The following is a 21,855-nucleotide window of genomic DNA, read 5'->3' on the forward strand; positions in this document are numbered from 1 at the left end:
GATCAGCTCTCGGCGGTGCGCAGCGCGACGAACAGGTTGCTGCCCTCGCGATTGACGAGCAGCAGGATCGACGTCTGCCCTTCCTGCTGCAGGCGGTCCACCTCCTCGACAGCCGCCGCCGGTGTGCGCACCGGCTTCCGCCCGACCTCCACGATGACATCGCCCACCTGCATACCCTTGGCGGCGGCATCCGATTCGGGCGCAACACCGGTGACGACCACGCCGTGCACGTCATCGCCGATGGTCAGGCGCGAGCGCTCGTCCGGGGTCAGCGTCGCGAGTGTGAGCCCCAGGGTCTCGCCGCTGGCGGGTTCGATGTCGTCGGCACTTGCCAGGGCCGCCTCGGCCTTCTCGAGCTCGCCCAGCGTGACCCAGACTGTCTCCATCCTGCCGTCGCGCCAGAGGTCGATCTCGATCTCGCTGCCGACTTCGGCTCCGGCCACCATGCGTGGGAGATCGCGCACCGTGGGGATATCGGTGCCATCGAACTTCAGAAGGACATCACCCGGCTGGACCCCGGCCTGGTCGGCCGGACTGTCGGGAAACACCACGGCCACCAGGGCCCCGGCGGGCTTCTCGAGGCGCAGCGATTCCGCGATGTCCTCACCGACTCCCTGGATCTGCACGCCCAGCCAGCCCCGGCGGGTGCGGCCGAGCTCGCGGATCTGGGCGACGACGTTCTTGGCAATGGAGGATGGCACCGCAAAGCCGATGCCCACCGATCCCCCGGCCCCGCCCGGCGGCGAATAGATCGACGTGTTGACGCCGATGACCTCGCCGTCGAGGTTGAACAAGGGTCCGCCAGAGTTCCCGCGGTTGATGGCCGCGTCCGTCTGGATGTAGGAGTCGAAGGGCCCGGAGCGGATGTCGCGCGCCAGCGCCGAGATCACGCCGACCGTCAGCGTGCTGCTGAGACCGAACGGGTTGCCGATCGCAAAGACCCAGTTGCCCATTCTCGCCGCATCCGAATCGCCCCATTCGACGATCGGCAGCGGCTCGTCGGGTTCGATCTTGATGAGCGCCAGGTCGGTCTTCGGATCCGTGCCCTTCACCTCGGCGGTATAGGTCTTGCCGTCGTGCAGGGTCACGGCGATCTCGTCGGCGTCCTCAATCACGTGATGGTTGGTGACGATGTAGCCGTCGGCCTCGATCAGGAACCCGGACCCGCCGCCAAAACTCCGCGGCGGCCGCGGGCTGGGCGACTGCTGCGGACCGCGCTCGAAGAAGTCGCGGAAGAAGTCACGGAACGGCGAATTCGGCGGAAAGGCGTCCGGGGGCAGCGGAAACTGCGGCCGCTGACCGCTGGCGGTCCGCATCACCGTCGCAATACTCACGACCGACGGGAGCAGCCGCTCCGTGAGGTCCGCGAAGTCGGGAAGCGCTGTCTCGGCCGCGTGCACGCGGGTGGACGAGGCGCCTGCCAGCACGGCCACGAAACAGAACGCAACGATCGCGCGGTAAACGAAGGACGGGCGGATCATGGGGTACCTCCGGCCAAGAGCGGGATGCCTTATCCCCGGATGAGCCATATCACGACCAAGCCGCTGCCAGCGCCCACAATACCCGCCGCGCGCACGGCGGCGGCCGGCATTTCGAGCGATCGCCGCAGCACGTTGCGCATGCCGTCCGGGAACAGCGCATATAGTGCGCCTTCGATCACCAGCACAAGCCCGAGCGCAGCCCACAGATCATCCAATTGGAGCCGTCCGTCCTATTCGGGAGGCGCGACCGCGTCCGTTCCGAAGAACTGGAAGAATTGGCTCTTGGGCGAAAGCACCATCGTCGTGTCGTCGGCGGTCAGCGCGTTCTGGTACGCCTGCATCGAGCGGTAGAAGGCAAAGAACTCCGGATCCTGCCCGAACGCGCTGGCAAAGATGCGGTTCTTCTCGGCTTCGCCCTGCCCCCGCAACACCTCCGCGTCGCGTTCGGCTTCCGCCAGAATCACCGTCTTGTCGCGATCGGCGGCAGCCCGCACGCGCCGGGCCTCTTCCTCGCCTTCGGCGCGAATCTGCGCAGCTTCCTGCTGGCGCTCGGTCTGCATGCGGCGGTAGATCGCCTCCGAGTTCTCGTTGGGAAGATCCGCCCGGCGGACCCTCACGTCCTCGATGTGAAGCCCGAACGGGCGGGCTTCCCGACGCACGCCATCGGCCACCGATGCCATCAGCGCAGCGCGCTTTTCGGAGATCACCGACTGTAGCGGCACTTCGCCGAGCACCTGTCGGAGACTGTCGTTGATGATCGAGCCGAGCCGGGTGCGCAGCGCCAGCTCGAAACGAATCGTCTGGAAAAAGAGCAGCGGATCGACGATCCGGTACCGGGCAAACGCATCGACGATCAGGCGCTTCTGGTCAGAGGAAATGATTTCCTCGACCGGATTGTCAAACAGCAGAATGCGTCGGTCGAAGACGGTAACGTTCTGGATGAATGGGATCTTGAACTGCAGCCCCGGCTCCCGAACCACGCGCCTCGGCTCGCCGAACTGAAGCACGATGGCCTGCTCGCGCTCGTCGACGATGAAGAAGCTCTCGTAAGCCGCAACAGCTGCAACGGCGGCAAGCGCGCCCAGCGCAATGCCGGCAATCCGCGACATCAGTTGGCGCTCCCTTCAAGCGCCCGGCGACGGAGTTCCGGGAGCGGCAGGTAGGGCACCACCCCTCCTCCCGCGTCGTCGACGATCACCTTGTTCATGTTGCTCATCAGCCCTTCCATCGTCTCGAGATAGATCCGCTGGCGGGTCACATCCTTGGCCTGCTCGTATTCCTTGTACACCGAGATGAAGCGCTGGGCGGCACCGTCCGCCTCGGCGATCACACGCTGCCGGTAAGCTTCCGCGCCCTCACGAATTTGTGCTGCCTCACCCTTGGCTTCCGGTACGATCCGGTTGGCGTACGCTTGCGCCTCGTTCACCAACCGTTCCTGGTCGGCGCGCGCGCGCTGGACGTCCCGGTAGTCGTCGATCACCTGCGGCGGCGGATCCGCGCGCTGGAGCAGCAGCGCAGTGACCGCGATTCCGGTCTTGTACTGATCAAGGATCTCCTGCAGCAGAACCTGCGCTTCCTGACGGACCTGGTCGCGTCCCTCGGCCAGCGCGAACTCGATCGGTGTCCGGCCCATGATCTCACGCATTACGCTTTCGGCGCTGTCGCGGACATTCTGATCCGGATTCCGGAGATTGAAGACGAAGTCGCCGGCGTTCCCAATCACCCACTGGACGACGAAGTTGACATCGATGATGTTCTCGTCGCCGGTCAGCATGAGGCTCTCGTCATCGATGTTCCGGGCGCCGCTGCCGCCACTGCGAAAACCAATCTCGACGTTCCGGGTCCGCGTTACGGGGACCACGATCGCTTCCTCGATCGGCCGGGGCAGCACGTAGTTCAGGCCGGGCTGGGTGGTCGTGACGTACTCGCCGAAGCGAAGCACGACACCCTGCTCCTGCGGGCCAACCGTGTAGAAGCCGCTCGCGAGCCAAAGACCGGCCACGATCGCGATGCCAAGCAGGATGAATTTCTTGCCGCCCGGGATGAACGACTGGAAAAACTTCCGCGCAGCTTTGGCCGCATCCCCCAGGGGATTCTGCGGCGGGCCGCCGGAGAGGGGGCTTCCGGGCCCGCTCCCCCAGCCGCCGGACCCGCGGTCCGACCCCCAGGGGCCATTCTGATTATTCCAGGACATGCATGAACTCAGCCGGCTGCGGTCGAAGGTCCCCGCGCCTTATCCGCAGTTTATATACGGAGCCTCCCATGCTCCGGCAACCTGCGGCAGGTGCGGGACCGAACAGGATGCGATACTGACGTCCCCGCCTCCGCACCAAGGTGTCGATCGCGCCGAAGCCCTCCAATGCTTGCCTGCGGTCGCTGCGGGCGGCGCCGGAGCGTGTGACAGGCTTGGACCAAGCCAACTTCGGTGTCCTGATCCTGAAATGTTCAGGCTTCCAACATAGTGATTTATTGAGGAAAAGGCAGACGCATGACTTGCGTATCTTCTCACCGGGAGATTCCGGCCCGGCCTGACGTCGCGACTGGTCCGCAAGAGGGGCGGCTACCCAGGAGGCGGTGAAGCTGATTTGCCTAGTGTCATGCAGGTTTCTACGTGCAGCAGCCAAAACTGAAGAATGGCCAGCGGCTCTGGCGGATCACCTCTCGTTCCGAGGACGGCGACGCCTACGATGTCGACCTGACCAATTACCACTAGCAGGAGTCGGAACCATGGCGATGAGCGAACCTCCGCATCCCGGGCGCGGCATTCGCGTGAACTGTCTGGATCCGCTCGGCCTGAACGTGACCGAAGCAGCGCAGGTGCTCGGTGTCGCCCGCCACACCCTCTCATGGGTGCTCGACGGGCACGCGGGAATTTCCCCGGAAGTGGCGCTTCGGCTGGAAAAGGCAGGCTGGTCCAATGCCACGTTCTGGCTGCGGCGCCAGACCACACATGATCTCGTTCAGGCGCGCACGGACTAGGACCGAATTCAAGTCCTGCGATCCTGGCCGCAACCCATCGCATGAACATCCAGAAGTTGTCTCTTGGTGCCTCGAACTCGAATTGATCGAATTGTGTCCGTGTTCGCTCAGCTCACCCGCTACGACCCTGGATGATCGGAAAACTGCGGGACGCCTTCGGCGCGGGCTGCAGCGCGCAATTGACTGTCCAAAGTCACTAACGGACAGCTTTCGTGAACAGCGAGAGCCAAGTAGCTGCCGTCGTACGCGGAGAGTGCGTGGACACGAGCGAGTTGCAGGACGTGACCGTCTTCCATTTCGTCAGGACACTCGATGGGTAGCCTCCGGATCCGCGCCATCGACGCGTCGGCATATCCGGGAGTCACTCGTTTGCGGCGCTCGGCTATTCGCAAGAGGTTTCTCACCTCATGCCAAAACAGATTGGGCACCATGGCAGTTTCGTTGGCCAGCCGATCTAGTGCCACGTCAGCGAGTGCTGCATCTTCGTCCGGCAAGAGCCAAGCACCCGCGATAGAGGCATCCATCACGAACGTCATCAGTAACTGTGCCCCTCGTGGCGCCAAGCCAAAATCTCATTCGTCGTGACCGGTTTCTGCTTGGCACGTTCCCGGCGCAGGATCTCCCGCACATTCTCGTATCGCTCACCAACTATTCGCGTAACGCGGGCGATCGGCACTGAACCACGGCAAATGATCAGGTCTTCGCCGTCCTCGACACGAGCCAACAATGCAGACAGGTGGGTCTTCGCCTCACCTACTTTCACCCGACGCGTCATGCAGCTAGGCCCTCCGTTGCATCGGTGGCAGCAACCGGACTCAACCGCCCCTGCCATCCTCGACTTGTCACTACACGCTATGCTCGGCAGTCAGGTTGGTCAACTGGTTGGTTCGATGACGCAGAGCCTTGTCAGCCGGAGGCTACCCCAGGCAAGAACTCGCGCCGGGGGGGTGGAATTGCGCATCCACAGGACAATGCTGTTCATATACCCTAGCCGTTGCTCGCTTTGAATCGCGCCAACCAGGCTTTGGTCTGCCCACCATCATGATGGCGCCGTAAATGCACTCGGCTCGGACCGCGGGTAGGCATCCATCGCTACGCGCAGGGTAATCGGCGCTGCACTCAGTCGATCGCGATGGACCAAGGACCAGCTAAGCCCATGAAACCACGCCGTCCGTAGCTCCGATAGCACAGTGTTGCAATTTTGTGACTCATGCTGCAGGATTGCCTAGGAGGGAGGTCGTTACCCTTGGCATTTTTGTCCAATAGGGTAATTTTTCCGTCTCATTCCGACAGGGTTTCGCCGTTTGCAAGCGGCGGGTTCCCATGTCGGCAGTCTTTTGTCGGCCCAGGACCTCAGAAGGGTTTGTGGCCGTTGGGTTTCGGGAGGGCCGGAGCGCCGCCTCGGGGCCAGTTAGCAGGGCCGCCTGCGGTCCCGCGGTTAACCACAGGGGAACATCCTTATGGCACAGATTCTTCGTCGGGTAGCGGTGTCAGGCCTTGGCCTCACGCTAGCTGCCTTCTTCGCATTTGCGGGAACCGCGCAGGCGCAGGGTGAGGTCACCGTCGGCGGCGCTGTCGAGGTCGTCGGCGGCACTTCCGACCACGCTGATGGTCAGGACGGCTTTGACCGCGGCCTGTTCAGCCGGATCAACGTGAACTACTCCAACACACTCGACAATGGCCTAGTAATCTCCGGCAACATTGCGTACCTGCTGAACCAGCGCGGTGCCAACGCCCAGCCGACCGTCGCCACTGACGACATCAACGAGATGATGATGGACGACGGCATGATGATGGGCGACATGGACATTGACGTGTCCAAAACCCAGAACCGGCAGAATTACGCTCCTGACATCCTCGCCATCAGCGTCGGCGGCGGCTTTGGTACGGTCACCATGGGTCATCACGCGATGGCGGCGTGCGCGACACTTCCGCGTCCGATCGCATTTGTGCCCGGCGGTGTCAACGCGACTTGGTACACTTTGTTCTTCGGTGTCGGTAGCAACAACGTCACGCACTCGGAAGTCAATTACTGTGGGACGCCCACCGGCATTTCCTACTCCACCCCCTCGATGGGCGGTTTGAGCGCGATGATCAGTTACGCTCCCAACATGGACGCCGACCAGACCGGAAGCTTGTCCAACGCCAGCAGCGACGGTGAGGACTACCTCAATGCCGCGGTTACGTTCGGATCCGACATGGGCGGGATGAACATCAACGTCGGTGCTGCGTTCCAGACGGCAGCGGACGACTACGTCGACTCCGTGACGATCGCTGCCAGCGCCGGAATGGGCGGAGCGACCGTCGGGTTCTCCTGGTACGACAACGGTGATAACCCGGATGGTACCTACCGAAGCGGCACGACCGGTTGGACCGTTGGCGCGAAGTACTCGCTCGGTGCCATCACGCCCGGAATTACCTACAGCAGCCTCGAATGCGACAGTTGCGACGATCAGAACGAGGAAACCGCCTTGGTCGTCGGCGCGAGCTACGCTGTTGGTGGCGGGCTCGGTGTGTTCGTCGAATACCTAGGCCTTGAACGGACACAGGACGGCGTATCCGACGATGAAACGCTCCTGATGTCAGGCGTCACCCTCGGCTTCTGACCTGTTCCAGGAGCGCCGTCCTTGGGCGGCGTCTCATTGAGACATTTGGCGGCGGTCTTCGGGCCGCCGCTTTTTTTATGTGCCGAGCGTGACCAACGGCTTGGAGGTGCAAACCCGATTTCCAGCTTGATGGCCGTGAAGGATCAGCGAAGCGTACTGTCGTCATTGCGTGGCGGGGTCTGAGGGAAGCGCCGAGCTATGCCGCGACCTGACGCGCAAATTCCTACAAACCGTTCACCGGATGTCCAAGTTGTACGCGCCCTGGGCGCCACCTAATGCATTGCGCCAGCGCATAGGGTCGTCAACCGGTCTTACTTGAGGTCGACGCTCACGAGTTCCCATGTAAGCAGGGACGCAGCCCCATATCCATTCTTCGAAGTGCGGCTCCAGGTGCCCTTGATTACTTGCCGTATCTCTGGTGCAAACCAAGCCATTTCCGTATGACTTTCATACTGCGTTCTGACGATTTCGACCCGGCACGCCATGAACGTTCCCGCTGGCACCTTAACCTCCTCGTACGCTTTGACTTCATAGTCTGTCCAATCTGGTCCTGAAAAGTCCGGCCGTACCGCGTAGTCCGACCAACGAGCCTTCCAACGCCATGCGTTGCCGACCTGCAGGGGCCAAGCAAACATTCCGGTGTGTGGCGTCTTTTGGGCCAGCAGCTCCCCGTCCTTGAGGCGGCCGATCCAGTCGAATGATCGCGCATCAAAGAGATTGCCATTCGCTCCATCGCATGGACCGCCCAGTTCCTCATGCGGGGGCGAGTATTCCGTGCGATGGACCAACAGACTGTTGCGTTCCATCTCTTCGACGATCGTATGCGTGGCGTGCCGGAAGATGCCGTTCGGCCCTTGTTCCGTTACTACGAACACAGAGCCGACGGTGTTGACTGCGGACGCAGCGGTCGAAGGTGCGGCGGCCGTCACCGCCATATTCATTGCATCTGTCGAAATCGTCGCCTGGTTGCACCCTGCGTGCGCCGCCGCTAGGCCAACCACGGAAGCGATTTTGCAAACGCTCCCCTAACGGAGCAGGAAAATCGATGAATTGATCATGACCGGCACAGTGGCCCACCACTGCCTTCTAATGAAAGGTTGGTAAGCCCCTATGCGGGTCGCGAGACACGCCAAAGGTGCACTTAACTACTCATTCCGAAAGAAGGGCGGCGGCCTCTGGGTCGCCGCCCCGCCACTACCAATAGTTTGGACCGCGATGCCAGAAGCGATCCGACTTCCTCAGAAGTCCAGTCGCAGACCACCAATCAGGAGTGTGTCTTCGTCGCTGGCACTGGTGCGGCCGTCTTTCTCAATCTTCATGTATTCCAAGAACCCGAGCATGCCTCCGCCTACGGCGTAGCTCGCCCCGATCACAAGACCCGATTCCTGAGCAAATTTGGCGTCCGCGGCGTCGTACTCCTCGACCGCGTAGACGATCCCTGGGGTCAACGGCCCCAAAGAGTACTTGGCGCCGAGCGTGTAACCAGTTGAGTCTGAGTGGTCGTGGTTGAAGTAACTGGCACCGACGGTGATACCACCGAGCCCGATCGTGCCCGCTACAGTCATCGTCTCGACTCCGTCGGCCCCCGATGAGTTGTTGAGCCCGGCGCCGAGCGATATGTCCGCTCCACCCATCGAACTCGACCAAGAAGCGGCAGCGTTAATCAGATCCTCTGAGACCTTATCGTTGTTCTTGACAGCATCCTTGAGGCTAAGTGCCTGGTTCGCATTCGCATTGGGCGCGTAGGTGACCATCGCTTTGAGTCCGCCCATTGCCGGAGACGCATAGGAAACGCTTTCGGGAGTAGCGCAGTACTGCGGTTCCTGCAAAAGGAGATTCTCGTAGGCAATGCCGGCGAACTGCAGGTGATGAGTCCAGTTCAGCGTCTGCGTGAAAGCCACGGGCCGTGGCATCAGCGAACACGTGGCGCCCGGGTGTGCGCCAACGCTGATGGTGCCGAAGCCTCCACCGATGGTCATGAACAGAACGTCCGGTGCTCCACCGAGATCTGTCCTGGGAAGTACCAGTTTGCCAGCATTGTTGGTGTTGCTTGGGTCATCAATGTCGACGTATGTGGGCGAATTACGGCCATTCAAGCCGTACGAAATGCGGGCCGCGATCTGCAAACCACTGTCCAGCGTTTTGTCGTAGTTCACGTTGATCCGACTGAAAATCGTTCGGTCCATGCCGTCGACACCGTCCGCGTGATCAGAGGATCCGAAGAGAACTTCGACCGTGCCGCCAACGGTTACCGCATGCTGCTCCGCCGTGTGCATGTTGACCGTCATCGGCTCGGTGTCAGCCATGGGGGCTGTCTCTTGCGCGCTTGCGGTTCCCGCGAGTACGGAGCGGAATCGGCATGAACCTCGTTGCAGCCCACGACGCTAGTAACAAGGATTTGATGCCCCGATTTCGGGGTTTTTATGCGTTACCCTTTTGATCAAAAAGATAAACTTCGAATATCTGCTTATCTGGCTACTCGTCCAATTCGCGGACGGCGTGACTAAAGTGGACCTTCATTCTGCCCCACCGACCTAGAAACCAGCGCATCCATGGCCTGATGGCGGGGCATTTGGGCGGGGACTCCGATGATCTCGCCATTAGCGCAATTCGTGCAATCCGCGCGGTCCGCGCGACCCATGACAGGGTAGGTGCGCCCTGCTACTTGGAGAATCGCTCTCAATAGCTGGAGATGCCCTCACTCATGAGGAAGCACGGGTTACCTTGTTCTGCACCTCTTGCAGAGACTGGCGGGGTTTCTGGAGGGGACGGGAGGAGCCCGGGAACCGCCGAACGTCTGCGCCTCCTTGACAGGCGCGGGTGGCGTGCTCGCCCCATGCTTCCATGAGCACTCTCCGCCGCTCAAGCAAGTCTGTCCGCGAGTAAGCACGCCGCACCTTGCTCTTCACCGCGTGGCCCAATGCGCGCTCCACGATCTGCGCATCCGTTCCCTTCTCAGTCGCCCAGTCGTCGAGCGCGCTCCGAAACCCGTGCAATGTCCCGTTCAGGCCGAGGCGCTGCAGGAATCTCGACAGCGAGTACGGCGAAATTGGCTTCATCGCAACACGATTGCCGATGTGCGCCGGGTACATGAACACGTGCTCGCCTGTGTTCTCCTTGCTGAAGCTCAGCTCGCGTGCTCGCCGCAATACGTCCATCGCGGCACTCGACAGCGGGACCTTGTGTGCCTTCGTCTTTTTCTTCATGCGATGAGCGTCGATCGTCAAAACGCGCGTCGGTCCATCAATGTCACGCCAGCGGATGCCCACGAGTTCCTGCCGCCTCAGACCCGTCAGAATCGTCATCTCGAATGCGAGGGCCAGCATCCTGTCACTTGGCGTCACCCTCCTGACGTGGTTCTCGAACATCCGAGCCCTTGCTACTGCCTCCGAAACGTCTTCGTGGCTCATCGCTTCATGGTGTCGTTCTTCACGTTCGATCCTGGGCAACAGGTCCTCTACGCCGTCCGTTGGAAGGTCTTTCCGAAAATCATGGGCCCGTACCCAGCGAAACGTGCCACGGAGCACCCGCAACAGGTCTCGTCCCACCCGCCGGTACTCCACCCAGGCAGGTTTCACCGCGGCGGCAAGGTCAGACCGCCTCACCTGATCGACGCGCCGCGCGCCTAACCCCGGCAATACGTACTTCGCAAGGCTTGCCCGGTATGCGCGTTCCGTGTTGCGACCTACCCAGGAAGGGCCAAACTCCTTGAAGAATTCCTCCACGGCCTCCGCGACGGTTGGCACTTCCGCTCGTACCAGCAATGGATTCTTGCCGTGTCGCGCCATCCGTCGATGAGCAGCCGCCTTGACTTTCACTTCTTCCAATCGGAAGGCAGGCCACGAGCCAAGCCCCAGTTCAATGCGCTTGCCGGTTCCGGCAACGCGCAACCGCTGACCAAACGAGACCTTCCTAGTCTCAGATACGTCCACGAACAGCCCGGTCCCGTCGCCAACGTAGTGCCGGCCAGGCTCCAGGCGTCCCAAGCCGCTTTCCGTCAATCGCCTGGCCCGGCTCACCGCCTCCGTCAACAGCATCTTGAGCATGGCCGGGTCGTCCGGCAGAGCACTTACGTCCGCAGCATTTCGCAAGGAATTGTCGCCACGGACCAGAAGCGTTCCAGAGGCGTTCCACCGAATGACCGCTTCCACCAAGAGCATCTTGAGCATGGCCGGCTCATCCGGCAATGCGTCCACATCCGCGGCATTTCGCAACCACTGATCACCGTAGATCAGGTACGTCTCAATGCCGCTCCCACGGCTCACCGCCTCCACCAAGAGCATCTTCAGCGCCACCGGTTCGTCCGGCAATGCATCCACGTCTGCAGCCGTCCGCAAGTCTCTGACTGACGGCAGTCGCTGACGCCGAGTCATCACGCAACCCTCATCCCCGGCACCTCCAGCAGGCAATGCTCGTCCCCCGGTGGATGCGCGAAGTCCATCCACTGAAGCAGATCGCAAGACCGGCACGCCTCCGATCACTCGCGCGGCCGAATCTCCTGCGAAACCACATTTGCTGCCAAGGAATGCATACGCCTGTAAGGACCTCGGTCAGCGCTCGCCAGCAGCAGTTACCCGTTGGGCGGGCGGCCAGTCAACGCAGGACCTTCGGGTCACACAGCCATCCGACGACATCCAGCGCCCGTGCTATGCAACATCATTCGATCCACCGGAAAAATCGGGTGCCATAAAGGCAACAGCGCGGCGCGCTCCGTGCCCTACGCTTGGAGGTGTTCCTGCCGAGGCCGGTTCGCATGACCTAAACGCAGTCGACCCGTCGTGCGTCCTGCGAAGCAGCGCTTTGTATGCGCGGCCGACACATCGCGCCACGGCTCTTCCGGATGCCGCCTCTCGCCACTATCGTGAGGCCGCCGCGCGCAGCCAACCAAAGACTTGCGATCCAGTTCCAACCGGTCGCTGCCACTGTCGTCGGCGAAGCCGGTCAGGAACGGCCGTCGCGTGTGCTTTCCAAATTCCGACCCTACAATGGGCCCTTCCCAACTCCGGGCCAAGATACGATGCAGCTCACCGGTGCAGAAATCATTGTGCGCGCGCTCGCCGACCTCGGCGTGGAGGTCGTGTTCGGGTACCCGGGCGGCGCCGTCCTGCCGATCTACGACGCGATCTTCCGGCAAAACCGGGTGCGCCACATCCTCGTGCGGCACGAGCAGGCAGCCGTGCACATGGCGGAAGGGTATGCCCGTTCGACCGGCCGCGTGGGGGTCGTTCTCGTGACCTCCGGACCCGGTGCCACGAACACGGTCACCGGGCTTACGGATGCGCTGATGGACAGTGTCCCGGTGCTCTGCCTGACGGGCCAGGTCCCCACCCACCTGATCGGCAACGACGCCTTCCAGGAAGCGGACACGGTCGGCATCACGCGCTCGTGCACCAAGCACAACTACCTGATCAAGGACGTCCGCCAGCTGGTGCCGGTAATCGCCGAGGCCTACACGGTCGCGGCCAAGGGGCGGCCCGGCCCCGTGGTCGTCGATCTCCCGAAGGACGTCCAGAACGCGGAGCTCGAGTACGTCGCTCCTGTGCAGGACAGCGAGCGCTACCGGCCTAGGGAGACGCCGCCCGCCCCCCAGGTCAAGGCAGCGCTGGACCTCATCCTTCGAGCCAAGCGACCGATCATCTACGCCGGCGGCGGCGTGGTGAACTCGGGTCCGTCCGCCTGCCGGGCACTCACGCGGCTGGTGCGCGAAACCGGGTTCCCGGTGACCACGACGCTCATGGGCCTCGGCTCCGTGCCGGCCAGCGAACCCAACTTCCTCGGGATGCTCGGCATGCACGGCACCTACGAAGCCAACATGGCCATGCACGAGTGCGACGTGATGCTCAACGTGGGGGCGCGCTTTGACGACCGGGTCACCGGCCGGCTCGACGCGTTCTCGCCAGGATCCAAGAAGATCCACATCGACATCGACCCCTCAAGCATCAACAAGAACGTCGCGGTCGACGTGCCGGTCCAGGGCGACGCAGGCCGCTCGATCAACGCCCTGCGGCGCGGCTGGAAGGCCAACGGCCGCAATGCCCACGGCAACGGCATCGGTGCCTGGTGGAAGACCATCAAGGGCTGGCAGGCGCGCAACTGCCTCGAGTACGAGAACTCCAGCGAACGCATCAAGCCGCAGTACGCTCTCGAGCGGCTGGCGGCGGCGCTCACCGGCCGCGACGCCTACGTCACGACCGAAGTCGGGCAGCACCAGATGTGGGCGGCGCAGTTCCTTCGCTTCGAGCGACCCCAGCGCTGGATGACGTCGGGCGGGCTCGGCACCATGGGATACGGCTTCCCGGCCGCGGTCGGCACCCAAGTCGCTGATCTCGAGCGGCTGGTGATCTGCGTTGCGGGCGAAGCGTCGTTCATGATGAATCTGCAGGAACTCTCCACGGTCCAGCAGTACCGGCTGCCGGTCAAGATCTTCATCGTCAACAACGAGTACCTCGGGATGGTGCGCCAGTGGCAGGAGTTCTTTCACGGGAGCCGCTACGCCGAGAGCTACTCGGACGCGCTCCCGGACTTCGTCGAACTTGCCGAGTCGTTCGGCATCAAGGGGCTCCGCGCCGAACGTCCGGACACGATTGATGACCTGATCGCCGAGATGATCGACCACGACGGACCCGTGCTGGCCGACATCCGGGTCGAGAAGAGCGAAAACGTGTTTCCGATGATCCCGGCCGGCGCGGCGCACAACGAGATGCGCCTTTCGGCAGATGACGAGGACGGCGCCGAGCACACCGACGAGGGTCTGCTGCTGGTCTAGCAGGCTGCCGAAAGACTTCCTGCCTTCGGTTTGGGCCCGGGAGACAAGCTGAGTGCAGACTAGGGTGTCGCACCCAGCCCTCGCGGGACACGGAAACTGAGTCGTCGGAGGGCTGAGAACCATGTCGTTGACCCGCGACTTCAAGGAAACCGTACGTGCGCGAATCGAGCGCGATCCGACATTTCGCGAGATGCTGCTGGAGGAGGGCGTGGAGTGCCTGCTTGCCGGTGAAGTGGAAACCGGGAAGTCAATGTTGCGCGACTATGTCAATGCGACCGTCGGATTCCAGGAACTCGCTGGGCTGACGAACAAGTCATCGAAGAGTCTGATGCGCATGCTCGGGCCGCACGGCAACCCGCAGGCACGCAACCTTTTCCAGATCATTGGCTGTCTGCAGAAGCGCGAGGGGCTACAGCTCAAGGTCCAAACTGTCCGCCCGAGATAAAACGAACGGTCTTGGTTGAGGACCTGAGAACCCTGCACCTCAACTCGCACGCTGCGGTCGATGGCCGCGTCACTAGGACCGACAACCGGCGCCGGACCCGGGTCATCGGACGCACGACGCACGATATGGGCTACCGGACGAGCTGATGCATCCGCACGCGGATCGAGGAGATCTTCGGTTCGGTCAGGGTTCAGGGCGTTCAACGACACACCCGGGGGCGCTGCCGGGCCGAGGCATCGTTCGTATTGGCCCTCGCCTACAATCTCATCCCATCGCCTAGGTTGCTGGCGGACGCTCCACCATGACACCGGGTCACGCGTGCGCCCTGATCGGCACCTAACGGATCGTCGAAGTCGATCTATGGGATCGCGAGTCCCTCGACCTCGTCGAACCGGCATACAGAAGCCAATGCGTGCCGGCGGCCATTTCCTTCGGTGCGTTCGCTTGCGGTGAGCGCGAGGTCGATGGACGAGCGGTCCACAAAGTCGGCGGTCAATGTGGTCGTGCCCGAGACCAGCCGGGGCAGGGTTGCGGGACCGACGCGCCCCTGGACTATCCGTTCCCGTGTGGTTGGGGCAGGCCCTTGAATGGATCGTGCGCCGGAACCTGCAATGGCGCGAAATGGCGCAGGTTTCGGGTAAGGACGACGAGGTTGCGGTTGGCGGCGGTCGCTGCGATGGCAACGTCGGCGAAACCTGGCGCATGGCCGGCTGCGCGTGCGCGATCGGTCAAGGCACCCGCGACACGAGCCGCTGCAATATCGAAGGCCAGCACCCGGTCTGCATAGAGGTGTAGCACCACCTCGAGCCAACGTTCGAGTCTCTCGGCCTTGGAAACCGAGCCGGTGCGCCGCAACTTGGCGATTCCGTCGCTGATTTCGGCGACGGTCACCGCAGAAAGGAACAGTTCGTCGGCGTGGGCGTCCATCCATGCGACCAGGGACGCAGATCGCTCCTTCCGGCCGGGGGCCCCGGCCAACAGGACGTTGGTATCTGCGAGGTACACCGGTTACAACGCCGCGTTGCGCGGCGGGCTCGCATCGCGCGGCGGCAGGTCTCCGTCGTCCAGCGGTGCAGAGGCGAGCAGCCTGCCGAAGGAGGGGACGTCACGCAGCCGGTTCCATTCGTCGATCCCGAGAATGACGGCGCGGGGCTTTCCGTGGCGGGTGATAACGGCGGACTGTCCGTGGGCGGCATCTTCGACGAGGGCCGACAACTTGGCCTTGGCATCGCGCAATTGCACTTGTTTCATTGGCGCCTCCAAAAAGAACCACTGTAGTCTATTCTAGTGAAGGCGGCAGATGGGGCAATGCTGCAAGGCCGTTGCAGCGCCTTGCGACGGTCCATACCTGACCATTGAAGATCATGGATACGGCACGTTCGCCCTAGGGTGCGTGCAGGGGAGCCTCGACTGTGAGTACTCCCGCCGCGTTATCTTCTTTAGCTGGCAGGGATTTGACGAAATGGACGAGGTCTGTGGCGACGGGTCAGTGGAACTGAAGGATGACGGCTTCTTCGACATCGAATTCCGCTTTCATGACAGCGACTAGGCAACCCTCAAAGCACGAAAATGGTGAGTTCTTCGGCAGCCTGCCAAGTCATTCGATCTTGGCCAAGCGCCTTGCCACCGGGGCGAACGACCGCCGATGGTGCGGGGTGACTCCCAGCCGCTCCAGCGCCTCGGCATGCTCGGGCGTACCGTAGCCCGCGTTCCGCTCCCAGCGGTAGCCCGGGAAGTCCGCAGCCAGGGTGGCCATCAGCCGATCGCGCTCGACCTTCGCGACAATCGACGCGGCCGCAATGCTGAGGCTTCGCGCGTCGCCGCGTGTCACGGCCGTGGCCGGGCAGGGTAGATCCGGCAACCGGTTGCCATCGACAAGTGCGCATTCCGGCGCACGCGCCAGCGCCGCGACCGCCCGTCGCATCGCCAGGAGCGTGGCGTTGAGGATGTTCAGCCGGTCGATCTCACAGACCGAGGCCTGCCCTGTCCCGATCTCGGCGTGCGCCTCGATCTCACACCGGAGCCGCGCCCGCGCTGCCGCGGTCAGGCGTTTCGAATCGTCAACTCCGGCCGCGTCCCAGTCTCGGTCCAGAATGACCGCCGCGGCCACGACGGGTCCCGCCCAGGGACCGCGCCCCACCTCGTCCACGCCACACACGCGGAGGCACCCGCATGCCGCTTCCAGCGCAAAGTCAGCCATTTGGTCCCCGATTGCACTCGCGAAAAAATCCTCTATAGCCTCCGCTGATGCCCTTGCCAGTACTCTACGTCGTCCACCAGCGGCGCCCGGCCACCGGTCGGGTCGCCAGAATCCTCTCGGCACTTGGATTCCCGGGTGAAGTCCGCCGCCCCATTCATGGCGACAGCCTTCCCCCGACAATGGACGAGCATGCGGCCGCCGTCGTCTTCGGCGGCCCGATGTCGGCCAACGACGATTCCGCCTACATTCGCGAGGAAATTCGCTGGCTGGAGCGTGTCGCGGATTCGGGCAAACCGATCCTCGGCATCTGTCTCGGGGGGCAACTCCTCGCGCGGGCAATCGGCGGTGAAGTCCACGCGCACCCACTCGGCCATTGCGAGGTGGGCTGGCATCGTGTCGACCCGGCCGACGGCGCCCCGCCGGTCTTTCCTGAACCGATGCACTTTTATCAGTGGCATGCCGAAGGCATGTCGCTTCCTCCGGACGTTGAAGTTCTCGCCACCAGCGACAGGTTTCCCGTACAGGCATGGCGCAGGCGGAACGCCGTGGGGCTCCAGTTCCATCCCGAGGTTACGGAATCCGGCATGCGGTTCTGGGTGAGCCGGAATCTGGATCGGTTCCTGCCGATGCCCGGCGCACAGCCGGCTGCCGAACAGTTCAGGAGCCATGTGCGCCACACGCCCGCGGTCGTGCGGTGGGCCCGAACGTTCCTGACATCGTGGGTAGCCGGGAAACTGCCTTGAAGGAGCATCGGCTCGCCAGGTAACCAACAGGGCGTATCGAAAACTGCGTCCGGACGCTTGCCTGCCCGGAATTTCGGGCAAGATCGCCGACGCCTCGCGCAGGCACTTCCTGCTCGGCAAGTTCACGCTTCACGGAAGCGACTGCCTCGCCTCGTGGGATACGCCGCGATGCCCATCGGAACGAGGCGGCCACAGGAGCCATCGGACGAAGTTCGCCTAGGGCTCGGCGTCGCCCTGTCGGCGTACGGGCGGTTCCACCCGCGACTGATCAGGCGCCCAAGGACGACGTCAGCGTTGCTCCAGGGCATGCCACACCCGCACGATCACGACTCGGTCTTCCGGCAACCGATATCGGATGACGTAGCCACGTGTCCCAAACCTGACCGGGAGTTCCCGAAAGTCATTGTCGGCTTCCCAGGGCCGGCCCATCTCCGGGAAGCTCGTCAATCGCTCAGCCGATGCCAAGAGCACGCCAATTGCGCGGGCGGCAGCTTGCGGACTATGAGGTTCGATAAACGCGTGCAGGCGTTTCAGGTCATCGAGCGCTTCGGGCAGCCACCGCAAGGCCCGCATTACGTGGATTCGGAACCAACGTCGGAATCCAACCCGGACGCCCAAGACTTAACATCGGCATGTTCCAGAGCCTCACCCGTCAGTTCGAACCTCTCCCACCTGTCCTTAACCAGTCGGCGTTCAGCCTCCAACGCTTCCTCAATCTCCAGGTACCGCTCGACTGCCGCCTTCATCAGATAGTGGGGGCTTCGGTCGCGGGCTTTGCCCAAAGCCTTTAGCCGTCGATAGGTGGCATCGCTCAATCGAAGGCCGATTGTCGGGTTCGCCATAGAGGCTCCTTCTCAGGCACGTGCGCATAGTACTACTTTGCGCTACAAAGGCTACATCAGGTTGATGGAATGCAGCAAGGGCCCGTCAACGGGCAATTGCAGCGTCCGGCCGATCGCAACCGCCGCGTCGTCTGACCGGTTGCACGTGCCTACCGTTCAGGCACTCGCGCGCACCATCGCGGGCTTGCGTTGGAACCAGGGGCGCGCGGCTTCAAGCTGGGCCGACAGCCTGAAGAGAGTGGCCTCGTCGCCATAAGGAGCCACCATCTGCACCGCGACGGGCAGCCCGCTGGCGCTCTCGCCGATGGGCAACATGATGGCGGGTTGCCCGGTGAGGTTGAACCAGACCGTGAACGGCGAGAAGTGGAAGACCCGCCGCCAGTATTCACCCACGTCGTCCATCATCATGTCGAGCCAGCCGAGCTTCACCGCCGTACTCGTCGCCAGCCCCGGAGTCAGCAGTACATCGTAGTCGCGGTGAAACGCGGCCATCTGCCGCCCGATCCGATGCATCGTCTGGGTGGCCCGGACATAGTCGGCGCCGGTGGTGGCTTCGCCCAGCTTCGCGGTGAGCCAGGTGATGCGTTCGACTTCGTCCTCACGGGCTGCCCGGCCGGCCGTCGGGTGGCTCGACAGATTCACGACGGTATTGACTCCCATCAGGGTAAGGAAGGTCGGCACCACCGCTTCGCCATCGATGTCGGGGTCCGCCTCCACCACGTGGTGTCCGAGGTCCGTGGCCAAGGCCGCGGTTTCCTGCAGCACCCGCAGGGCATCTGCTTCGACCTGGGCGCCATTCGGGGCGCGGGCGGTGAAAGCGACGCGCAACCTGCCGGGATCGGCGCCGACCTCTTCCAGAAAAGGGCGAGCCGGCGGGGCCGCGCTGTAGGGGTCGCCGGCGCCAAGGCCGCGCGTGGCATCCAGGATGGCGGCGCTGTCGCGCACACTCAGGGTGACGGCATGCTCGGTGGACAGTCCACCGCTCCCTTCTCCAAGGTACGGCGCCATGGTGTTGCGCCCGCGGGTTGGCTTGAGCCCGACAAGTCCGCAGCAGGCGGCTGGCGCCCGGATCGAGCCGAAGCCGTCCGAGGCGTGCGCCGCCGGAAGCATGCGCGCGCCAACCGCGGCGGCTGCGCCGCCGCTCGAGCCGCCGGAAATGCGCGTCTGGTCCCAGGGATTCTTCGTTGCACCGTGCAACCGGGGCTCGCAGGTAAGGCTGAGGCCGAGCTCGCAGGTGTTGGTTCGCCCGAAGATCACCATGCCGGCCCGCTTCAGCCGCTTGACGTGTTCGCTGTCTTCCGCCGGAACGACGTCTTCGAAGAACTTGCAGCCCCTCGTGGTCGGGCACCCGGCAAGGGAGGCGCCGAGATCCTTCAGGAGGTACGGCACACCCTTGAGCGGCCCATTGGGAAGGCCGGCGGCAACGGCGGCGCGACCCGGGTCATAGAGACGATTGGTGACTGCGTTGACGATCCCGTTTCGCGCCTCGACCCGCTCGATCGCGGCCTCCAGAATTTCCTCCGGCGTGGTCTCGCCACGAGCGACGAGCGCGGCCAATGCGAGCGCATCGTGCTCTTCGTAGTCCATGAAGGCAGCCATCACGTGTCCCTCCTGATTGGGTTCTCGGAGTACCGCCTCCGCGGCCCGTGCTGACCCGCATGATCTCAGGTCGTGAACCGCAGAACAGCCCGAAGTTCCGCCATCTGGGCGTACCGGCGGAATCGGCAAGCCGGTCAGCTCCACTGCCCGACAGAACGCTTGGCGCAGGCGCCGCGACGCGGAGCCGCAGGGGGCGGACGCTTGGGTCTGACGCGGCGTTACACGCTCGACGCGCCCAAGGTCGACACCTCGGCAGGAACCCGCACGCCGACCGCTGCCGGCTATTTCCACGTTGCGGCGCTAGATCGTGCCGATCACGCCAAGCCGACCGGGAGTGCCTCGATCAGTACTGCGGCTCCGGAATGTCGATGAGCGGAAACGCGCTCAGCAAGCCCGGTTGCGTCACCAGGGGGGCCGACCGCAGCATGCTCCGGTCCACGTCGGCCAGGCTGGTCACCCCCATGAGACCGAGGCAGGTCTGCACCTCGTCCTCCAGAAGTTCCAGCATGCGGACGACACCGGCCGAACCGCCCGCGCCCATCCCCAGGCCCAGCAGGCGCCCCACACCGACGGCGTCGGCGCCCAGCGCCACCGCCTTCACGAGATCCGTGCCCCGGTAGACACCGCCGTCCATGATAATCGTCGCCCGGCCGTCGACAGCATCCACGATATCCGGGAGGACATCCGCCGAGCCCAGGCCGTGGTCCAGTTGCCGGCCACCGTGGTTGGACACGTAGATCCCCTCGACCCCCAGCTCGATACAGCGCAGCGCATCGTCCACCTCCGCGATTCCTTTGATGAACAGCGGGATGTCGTGCTTCGACTTGAACCGGGCCAGTCGGTCCCAGTCGAACGAGGACTGGAACTTCAGGTCGTCGAGAGCGCGCCGGTTCCAGGTCTTGTCAAAGCGCTTGGCGATGTCCCGTTCACGACGGCTGTAGTGCATGACGTCGACGGTGATGGCGAACGCGTCGTAGCCGGCCGCCACTGCGCGCCCGACCATGTCATCCACCCACGCGTCATCGCTCCGCACGTACAGCTGGAAGATCCTCATGTTGTCGGCCGCCGCCGCTACCTTCTCGAGGGATGGCTGCGACACGGAACTCAGCATGTGGCAGACACCAAATTCAGCGGCCGCACGGGCGGCCGTGGCGCCGCCGCCTTCGGCAAACGATTCGAGCGAGCCGATCGGCGCGAGAATCAGTGGCAGGCGCAAGCGGCGTCCCAGCAATTCGCCCGTACAATCCACGCTGGAAACATCCCGCAAGACGCGCTGCCGGAGACCCACCGAGTCGAGGGCGACCCGGTTCCGTTTCAGGGTGGTCTCGGTCTCGGCTCCGCCCACAAGATAGTCCCACACCTGGTGGGACAGGTTGTTACGGGCGGCGCGCACGATCTCGTGCAACGCAAAGAATTCGCGAGGCGGTTCGTTTCTCATGGTCTCTCCAATGGGGCCATTCGGCGAGCCTTCGGTGATCGCCTCATCGCGGCGACGGGCGCGGAAATTCCGAGCAGGTACTACTGATTCGTTTCCAACGATTTTCCAAGTACCGGCGATCCTCGGTCCGGCACACGTCGCGGGCAACTTAGTCGCCCAAGCCGGGATCGCCATCCGGTCACAACCAAAACTAGCGGATGCTGCCGAGGATTGTCGTCCGTCCTCCGTTCAGTGGTGACACGAGGCGACCCAGGCGGTTGCGAGATCGCTCGCGTTCCATGACTGACAGTGCCCGTAGACGTGGGAGGTCGTACCAGGGGCGAATGGCCTTGCCCCACGTGGGCACCCGGCGACTACAACACCCGCCACCAGGGAACAGCGAGAATCTCGTCGGACATCCACTGCGTCTGGCTCTCACCGTGGAGCAGCAGGCCACCGACAAACTGATCCCGGTATTCCTCCCGAAACGCCCAAAGGCCGCGGGAATCAGAAGGATGAGGGCTCGTGGCAGCCTGGACTTCGATCCTCAGATCGACAGTGGCGCCGCCAACAGCGCAATCTCCCGGCGGGACCAAGCTCTGAAGGTAGGTTGTCGTCACAAGGCCAGTCCTTGCTTCAAGTCGTCGTGCTCGAAGGCACTTGCCATCCGGTCGATCTCGGCGGCGCGCGCGCCCACCGCTTTCGCGGTGTTACGCCAGGTTGCGGTCACGGTCGCGACTTCTTTGATGATCGAACGAGCCTGCGCCAGCGTGAGCG

General features: G+C 63.4%; 23 protein-coding genes. 6 read left to right on the forward strand and 17 right to left on the reverse strand.

Features of this window, described 5'->3' with window-relative positions:
* Positions 1-2: 2 nt before the first annotated feature.
* The 4 genes from OXH60_12800 to hflK form a co-directional block, all read right to left on the reverse strand.
* A complete protein-coding gene (locus OXH60_12800; protein ID MDE0712997.1) occupies positions 3-1,433 on the reverse strand; it encodes a Do family serine endopeptidase in 1,431 nt (476 codons plus the stop codon).
* A gap of 77 nt (positions 1,434-1,510) precedes the next feature.
* Entirely contained in the window at positions 1,511-1,696 is a 186-nt protein-coding gene (locus tag OXH60_12805) for a DUF2065 domain-containing protein (GenBank protein ID MDE0712998.1), read from the reverse strand.
* Positions 1,697-1,711: 15 nt separating this feature from the next.
* Positions 1,712-2,590 (reverse strand): protease modulator HflC, encoded by an 879-nt coding sequence (locus OXH60_12810; protein MDE0712999.1) that lies wholly within the window; start codon positions 2,588-2,590, stop codon positions 1,712-1,714.
* Positions 2,590-3,675 carry an FtsH protease activity modulator HflK gene (gene hflK / locus OXH60_12815; protein MDE0713000.1) on the reverse strand — a complete coding sequence of 362 codons (1,086 nt, stop codon included), beginning with the start codon at positions 3,673-3,675 and terminating at the stop codon, positions 2,590-2,592. Before hflK ends, OXH60_12810 begins: the two co-directional genes overlap by 1 nt.
* Positions 3,676-4,214: 539 nt before the next feature.
* Here hflK and OXH60_12820 point away from each other — a divergent pair.
* The gene (locus OXH60_12820) at positions 4,215-4,460 is read left to right on the forward strand and encodes a HigA family addiction module antitoxin (protein ID MDE0713001.1); all 246 of its coding nucleotides are present in this window, start codon (positions 4,215-4,217) and stop codon (positions 4,458-4,460) included.
* 119 nt (positions 4,461-4,579) lie between these two features.
* Here the strand turns inward: OXH60_12820 and OXH60_12825 are convergent, their stop codons facing one another.
* Positions 4,580-4,996, reverse strand: a complete 417-nt coding sequence (locus OXH60_12825; protein ID MDE0713002.1) for a type II toxin-antitoxin system VapC family toxin — start codon at positions 4,994-4,996, stop codon at positions 4,580-4,582.
* On the reverse strand, positions 4,996-5,235 hold the full coding sequence (locus tag OXH60_12830; protein ID MDE0713003.1) for a hypothetical protein: 240 nt from the start codon (positions 5,233-5,235) through the stop codon (positions 4,996-4,998). Before OXH60_12830 ends, OXH60_12825 begins: the two co-directional genes overlap by 1 nt.
* A gap of 685 nt (positions 5,236-5,920) precedes the next feature.
* Between OXH60_12830 and OXH60_12835 the strand changes: the two genes are divergently transcribed.
* On the forward strand, positions 5,921-7,066 hold the full coding sequence (locus OXH60_12835) for a porin (protein MDE0713004.1): 1,146 nt from the start codon (positions 5,921-5,923) through the stop codon (positions 7,064-7,066).
* A gap of 311 nt (positions 7,067-7,377) precedes the next feature.
* Here the strand turns inward: OXH60_12835 and OXH60_12840 are convergent, their stop codons facing one another.
* The 3 genes from OXH60_12840 to OXH60_12850 all read right to left on the reverse strand — a co-directional run bounded on the left by OXH60_12840 (position 7,378) and on the right by OXH60_12850 (position 11,385).
* On the reverse strand, positions 7,378-8,007 hold the full coding sequence (locus OXH60_12840) for a hypothetical protein (GenBank protein MDE0713005.1): 630 nt from the start codon (positions 8,005-8,007) through the stop codon (positions 7,378-7,380).
* 297 nt (positions 8,008-8,304) lie between these two features.
* A complete protein-coding gene (locus OXH60_12845; protein ID MDE0713006.1) occupies positions 8,305-9,441 on the reverse strand; it encodes a porin in 1,137 nt (378 codons plus the stop codon).
* 327 nt (positions 9,442-9,768) lie between these two features.
* Positions 9,769-11,385, reverse strand: a complete 1,617-nt coding sequence (locus tag OXH60_12850) for a tyrosine-type recombinase/integrase (protein MDE0713007.1) — start codon at positions 11,383-11,385, stop codon at positions 9,769-9,771.
* 698 nt (positions 11,386-12,083) lie between these two features.
* Here OXH60_12850 and ilvB point away from each other — a divergent pair.
* Positions 12,084-13,832: a biosynthetic-type acetolactate synthase large subunit gene (gene ilvB, locus OXH60_12855; protein MDE0713008.1), complete on the forward strand. Its 1,749-nt coding sequence runs from the start codon at positions 12,084-12,086 to the stop codon at positions 13,830-13,832.
* A gap of 121 nt (positions 13,833-13,953) precedes the next feature.
* The gene (locus OXH60_12860) at positions 13,954-14,277 is read left to right on the forward strand and encodes a transcriptional regulator (GenBank protein ID MDE0713009.1); all 324 of its coding nucleotides are present in this window, start codon (positions 13,954-13,956) and stop codon (positions 14,275-14,277) included.
* A 552-nt stretch (positions 14,278-14,829) separates the two neighbouring features.
* Here OXH60_12860 and OXH60_12865 read toward each other — a convergent pair.
* Together OXH60_12865 and OXH60_12870 are read right to left on the reverse strand one after the other, a co-directional pair.
* Positions 14,830-15,282, reverse strand: a complete 453-nt coding sequence (locus tag OXH60_12865) for a PIN domain-containing protein (GenBank protein MDE0713010.1) — start codon at positions 15,280-15,282, stop codon at positions 14,830-14,832.
* A gap of 3 nt (positions 15,283-15,285) precedes the next feature.
* Positions 15,286-15,528, reverse strand: a complete 243-nt coding sequence (locus OXH60_12870; protein ID MDE0713011.1) for a type II toxin-antitoxin system Phd/YefM family antitoxin — start codon at positions 15,526-15,528, stop codon at positions 15,286-15,288.
* A gap of 49 nt (positions 15,529-15,577) precedes the next feature.
* On the opposite strand from OXH60_12870, the gene OXH60_12875 reads away from it, so the two are divergent.
* A complete protein-coding gene (locus OXH60_12875) occupies positions 15,578-15,826 on the forward strand; it encodes a hypothetical protein (GenBank protein MDE0713012.1) in 249 nt (82 codons plus the stop codon).
* 48 nt (positions 15,827-15,874) lie between these two features.
* Here OXH60_12875 and OXH60_12880 read toward each other — a convergent pair whose 3' ends face one another.
* A complete protein-coding gene (locus OXH60_12880) occupies positions 15,875-16,477 on the reverse strand; it encodes a ribonuclease HII (GenBank protein ID MDE0713013.1) in 603 nt (200 codons plus the stop codon).
* 47 nt (positions 16,478-16,524) lie between these two features.
* Here OXH60_12880 and OXH60_12885 point away from each other — a divergent pair, with 47 nt between their 5' ends.
* Complete coding sequence (locus OXH60_12885) at positions 16,525-17,220, forward strand: gamma-glutamyl-gamma-aminobutyrate hydrolase family protein (GenBank protein ID MDE0713014.1); 696 nt, start codon at positions 16,525-16,527, stop codon at positions 17,218-17,220.
* Positions 17,221-17,508: 288 nt separating this feature from the next.
* Here the strand turns inward: OXH60_12885 and OXH60_12890 are convergent, their stop codons facing one another.
* The 5 genes from OXH60_12890 to OXH60_12910 all read right to left on the reverse strand — a co-directional run bounded on the left by OXH60_12890 (position 17,509) and on the right by OXH60_12910 (position 21,698).
* Positions 17,509-17,793 carry a type II toxin-antitoxin system RelE/ParE family toxin gene (locus OXH60_12890; protein MDE0713015.1) on the reverse strand — a complete coding sequence of 95 codons (285 nt, stop codon included), beginning with the start codon at positions 17,791-17,793 and terminating at the stop codon, positions 17,509-17,511.
* On the reverse strand, positions 17,793-18,062 hold the full coding sequence (locus OXH60_12895; protein MDE0713016.1) for a ribbon-helix-helix protein, CopG family: 270 nt from the start codon (positions 18,060-18,062) through the stop codon (positions 17,793-17,795). The genes OXH60_12890 and OXH60_12895 overlap by 1 nt, the downstream gene beginning before the upstream one ends.
* Before the next feature lie 156 nt (positions 18,063-18,218).
* Complete coding sequence (locus OXH60_12900; GenBank protein ID MDE0713017.1) at positions 18,219-19,661, reverse strand: amidase; 1,443 nt, start codon at positions 19,659-19,661, stop codon at positions 18,219-18,221.
* A 343-nt stretch (positions 19,662-20,004) separates the two neighbouring features.
* Positions 20,005-21,099 carry an alpha-hydroxy acid oxidase gene (locus tag OXH60_12905; GenBank protein ID MDE0713018.1) on the reverse strand — a complete coding sequence of 365 codons (1,095 nt, stop codon included), beginning with the start codon at positions 21,097-21,099 and terminating at the stop codon, positions 20,005-20,007.
* A 353-nt stretch (positions 21,100-21,452) separates the two neighbouring features.
* Entirely contained in the window at positions 21,453-21,698 is a 246-nt protein-coding gene (locus tag OXH60_12910) for a hypothetical protein (GenBank protein MDE0713019.1), read from the reverse strand.
* Between the last annotated feature and the right edge of the window lie 157 nt (positions 21,699-21,855).

This window comes from Rhodospirillales bacterium (assembly GCA_028824295.1).
In the GTDB taxonomy this organism is placed as follows: Bacteria; Pseudomonadota; Alphaproteobacteria; order TMED109; family TMED109; genus VXPW01.

Excerpts from the sequence above, each read along its gene's own strand:
- OXH60_12870 (MDE0713011.1), bottom strand. The coding sequence starts at position 15,528 with ATGAAACAAGTGCAATTGCGCGATGCCAAGGCCAAGTTGTCGGCCCTC.
- OXH60_12810 (MDE0712999.1), bottom strand. The coding sequence starts at position 2,590 with ATGTCGCGGATTGCCGGCATTGCGCTGGGCGCGCTTGCCGCCGTTGCA.
- ilvB (MDE0713008.1), top strand. The coding sequence starts at position 12,084 with ATGCAGCTCACCGGTGCAGAAATCATTGTGCGCGCGCTCGCCGACCTC.
- OXH60_12885 (MDE0713014.1), top strand. The coding sequence starts at position 16,525 with ATGCCCTTGCCAGTACTCTACGTCGTCCACCAGCGGCGCCCGGCCACC.
- OXH60_12890 (MDE0713015.1), bottom strand. The coding sequence starts at position 17,793 with ATGCGGGCCTTGCGGTGGCTGCCCGAAGCGCTCGATGACCTGAAACGC.
- OXH60_12860 (MDE0713009.1), top strand. The coding sequence starts at position 13,954 with ATGTCGTTGACCCGCGACTTCAAGGAAACCGTACGTGCGCGAATCGAG.
- OXH60_12900 (MDE0713017.1), bottom strand. The coding sequence starts at position 19,661 with ATGGCTGCCTTCATGGACTACGAAGAGCACGATGCGCTCGCATTGGCC.
- OXH60_12830 (MDE0713003.1), bottom strand. The coding sequence starts at position 5,235 with ATGACGCGTCGGGTGAAAGTAGGTGAGGCGAAGACCCACCTGTCTGCA.
- OXH60_12880 (MDE0713013.1), bottom strand. The coding sequence starts at position 16,477 with ATGGCTGACTTTGCGCTGGAAGCGGCATGCGGGTGCCTCCGCGTGTGT.
- OXH60_12895 (MDE0713016.1), bottom strand. The coding sequence starts at position 18,062 with ATGGCGAACCCGACAATCGGCCTTCGATTGAGCGATGCCACCTATCGA.
- OXH60_12820 (MDE0713001.1), top strand. The coding sequence starts at position 4,215 with ATGAGCGAACCTCCGCATCCCGGGCGCGGCATTCGCGTGAACTGTCTG.
- hflK (MDE0713000.1), bottom strand. The coding sequence starts at position 3,675 with ATGTCCTGGAATAATCAGAATGGCCCCTGGGGGTCGGACCGCGGGTCC.
- OXH60_12875 (MDE0713012.1), top strand. The coding sequence starts at position 15,578 with ATGGGGCAATGCTGCAAGGCCGTTGCAGCGCCTTGCGACGGTCCATAC.
- OXH60_12840 (MDE0713005.1), bottom strand. The coding sequence starts at position 8,007 with ATGAATATGGCGGTGACGGCCGCCGCACCTTCGACCGCTGCGTCCGCA.
- OXH60_12905 (MDE0713018.1), bottom strand. The coding sequence starts at position 21,099 with ATGAGAAACGAACCGCCTCGCGAATTCTTTGCGTTGCACGAGATCGTG.
- OXH60_12825 (MDE0713002.1), bottom strand. The coding sequence starts at position 4,996 with ATGACGTTCGTGATGGATGCCTCTATCGCGGGTGCTTGGCTCTTGCCG.
- OXH60_12835 (MDE0713004.1), top strand. The coding sequence starts at position 5,921 with ATGGCACAGATTCTTCGTCGGGTAGCGGTGTCAGGCCTTGGCCTCACG.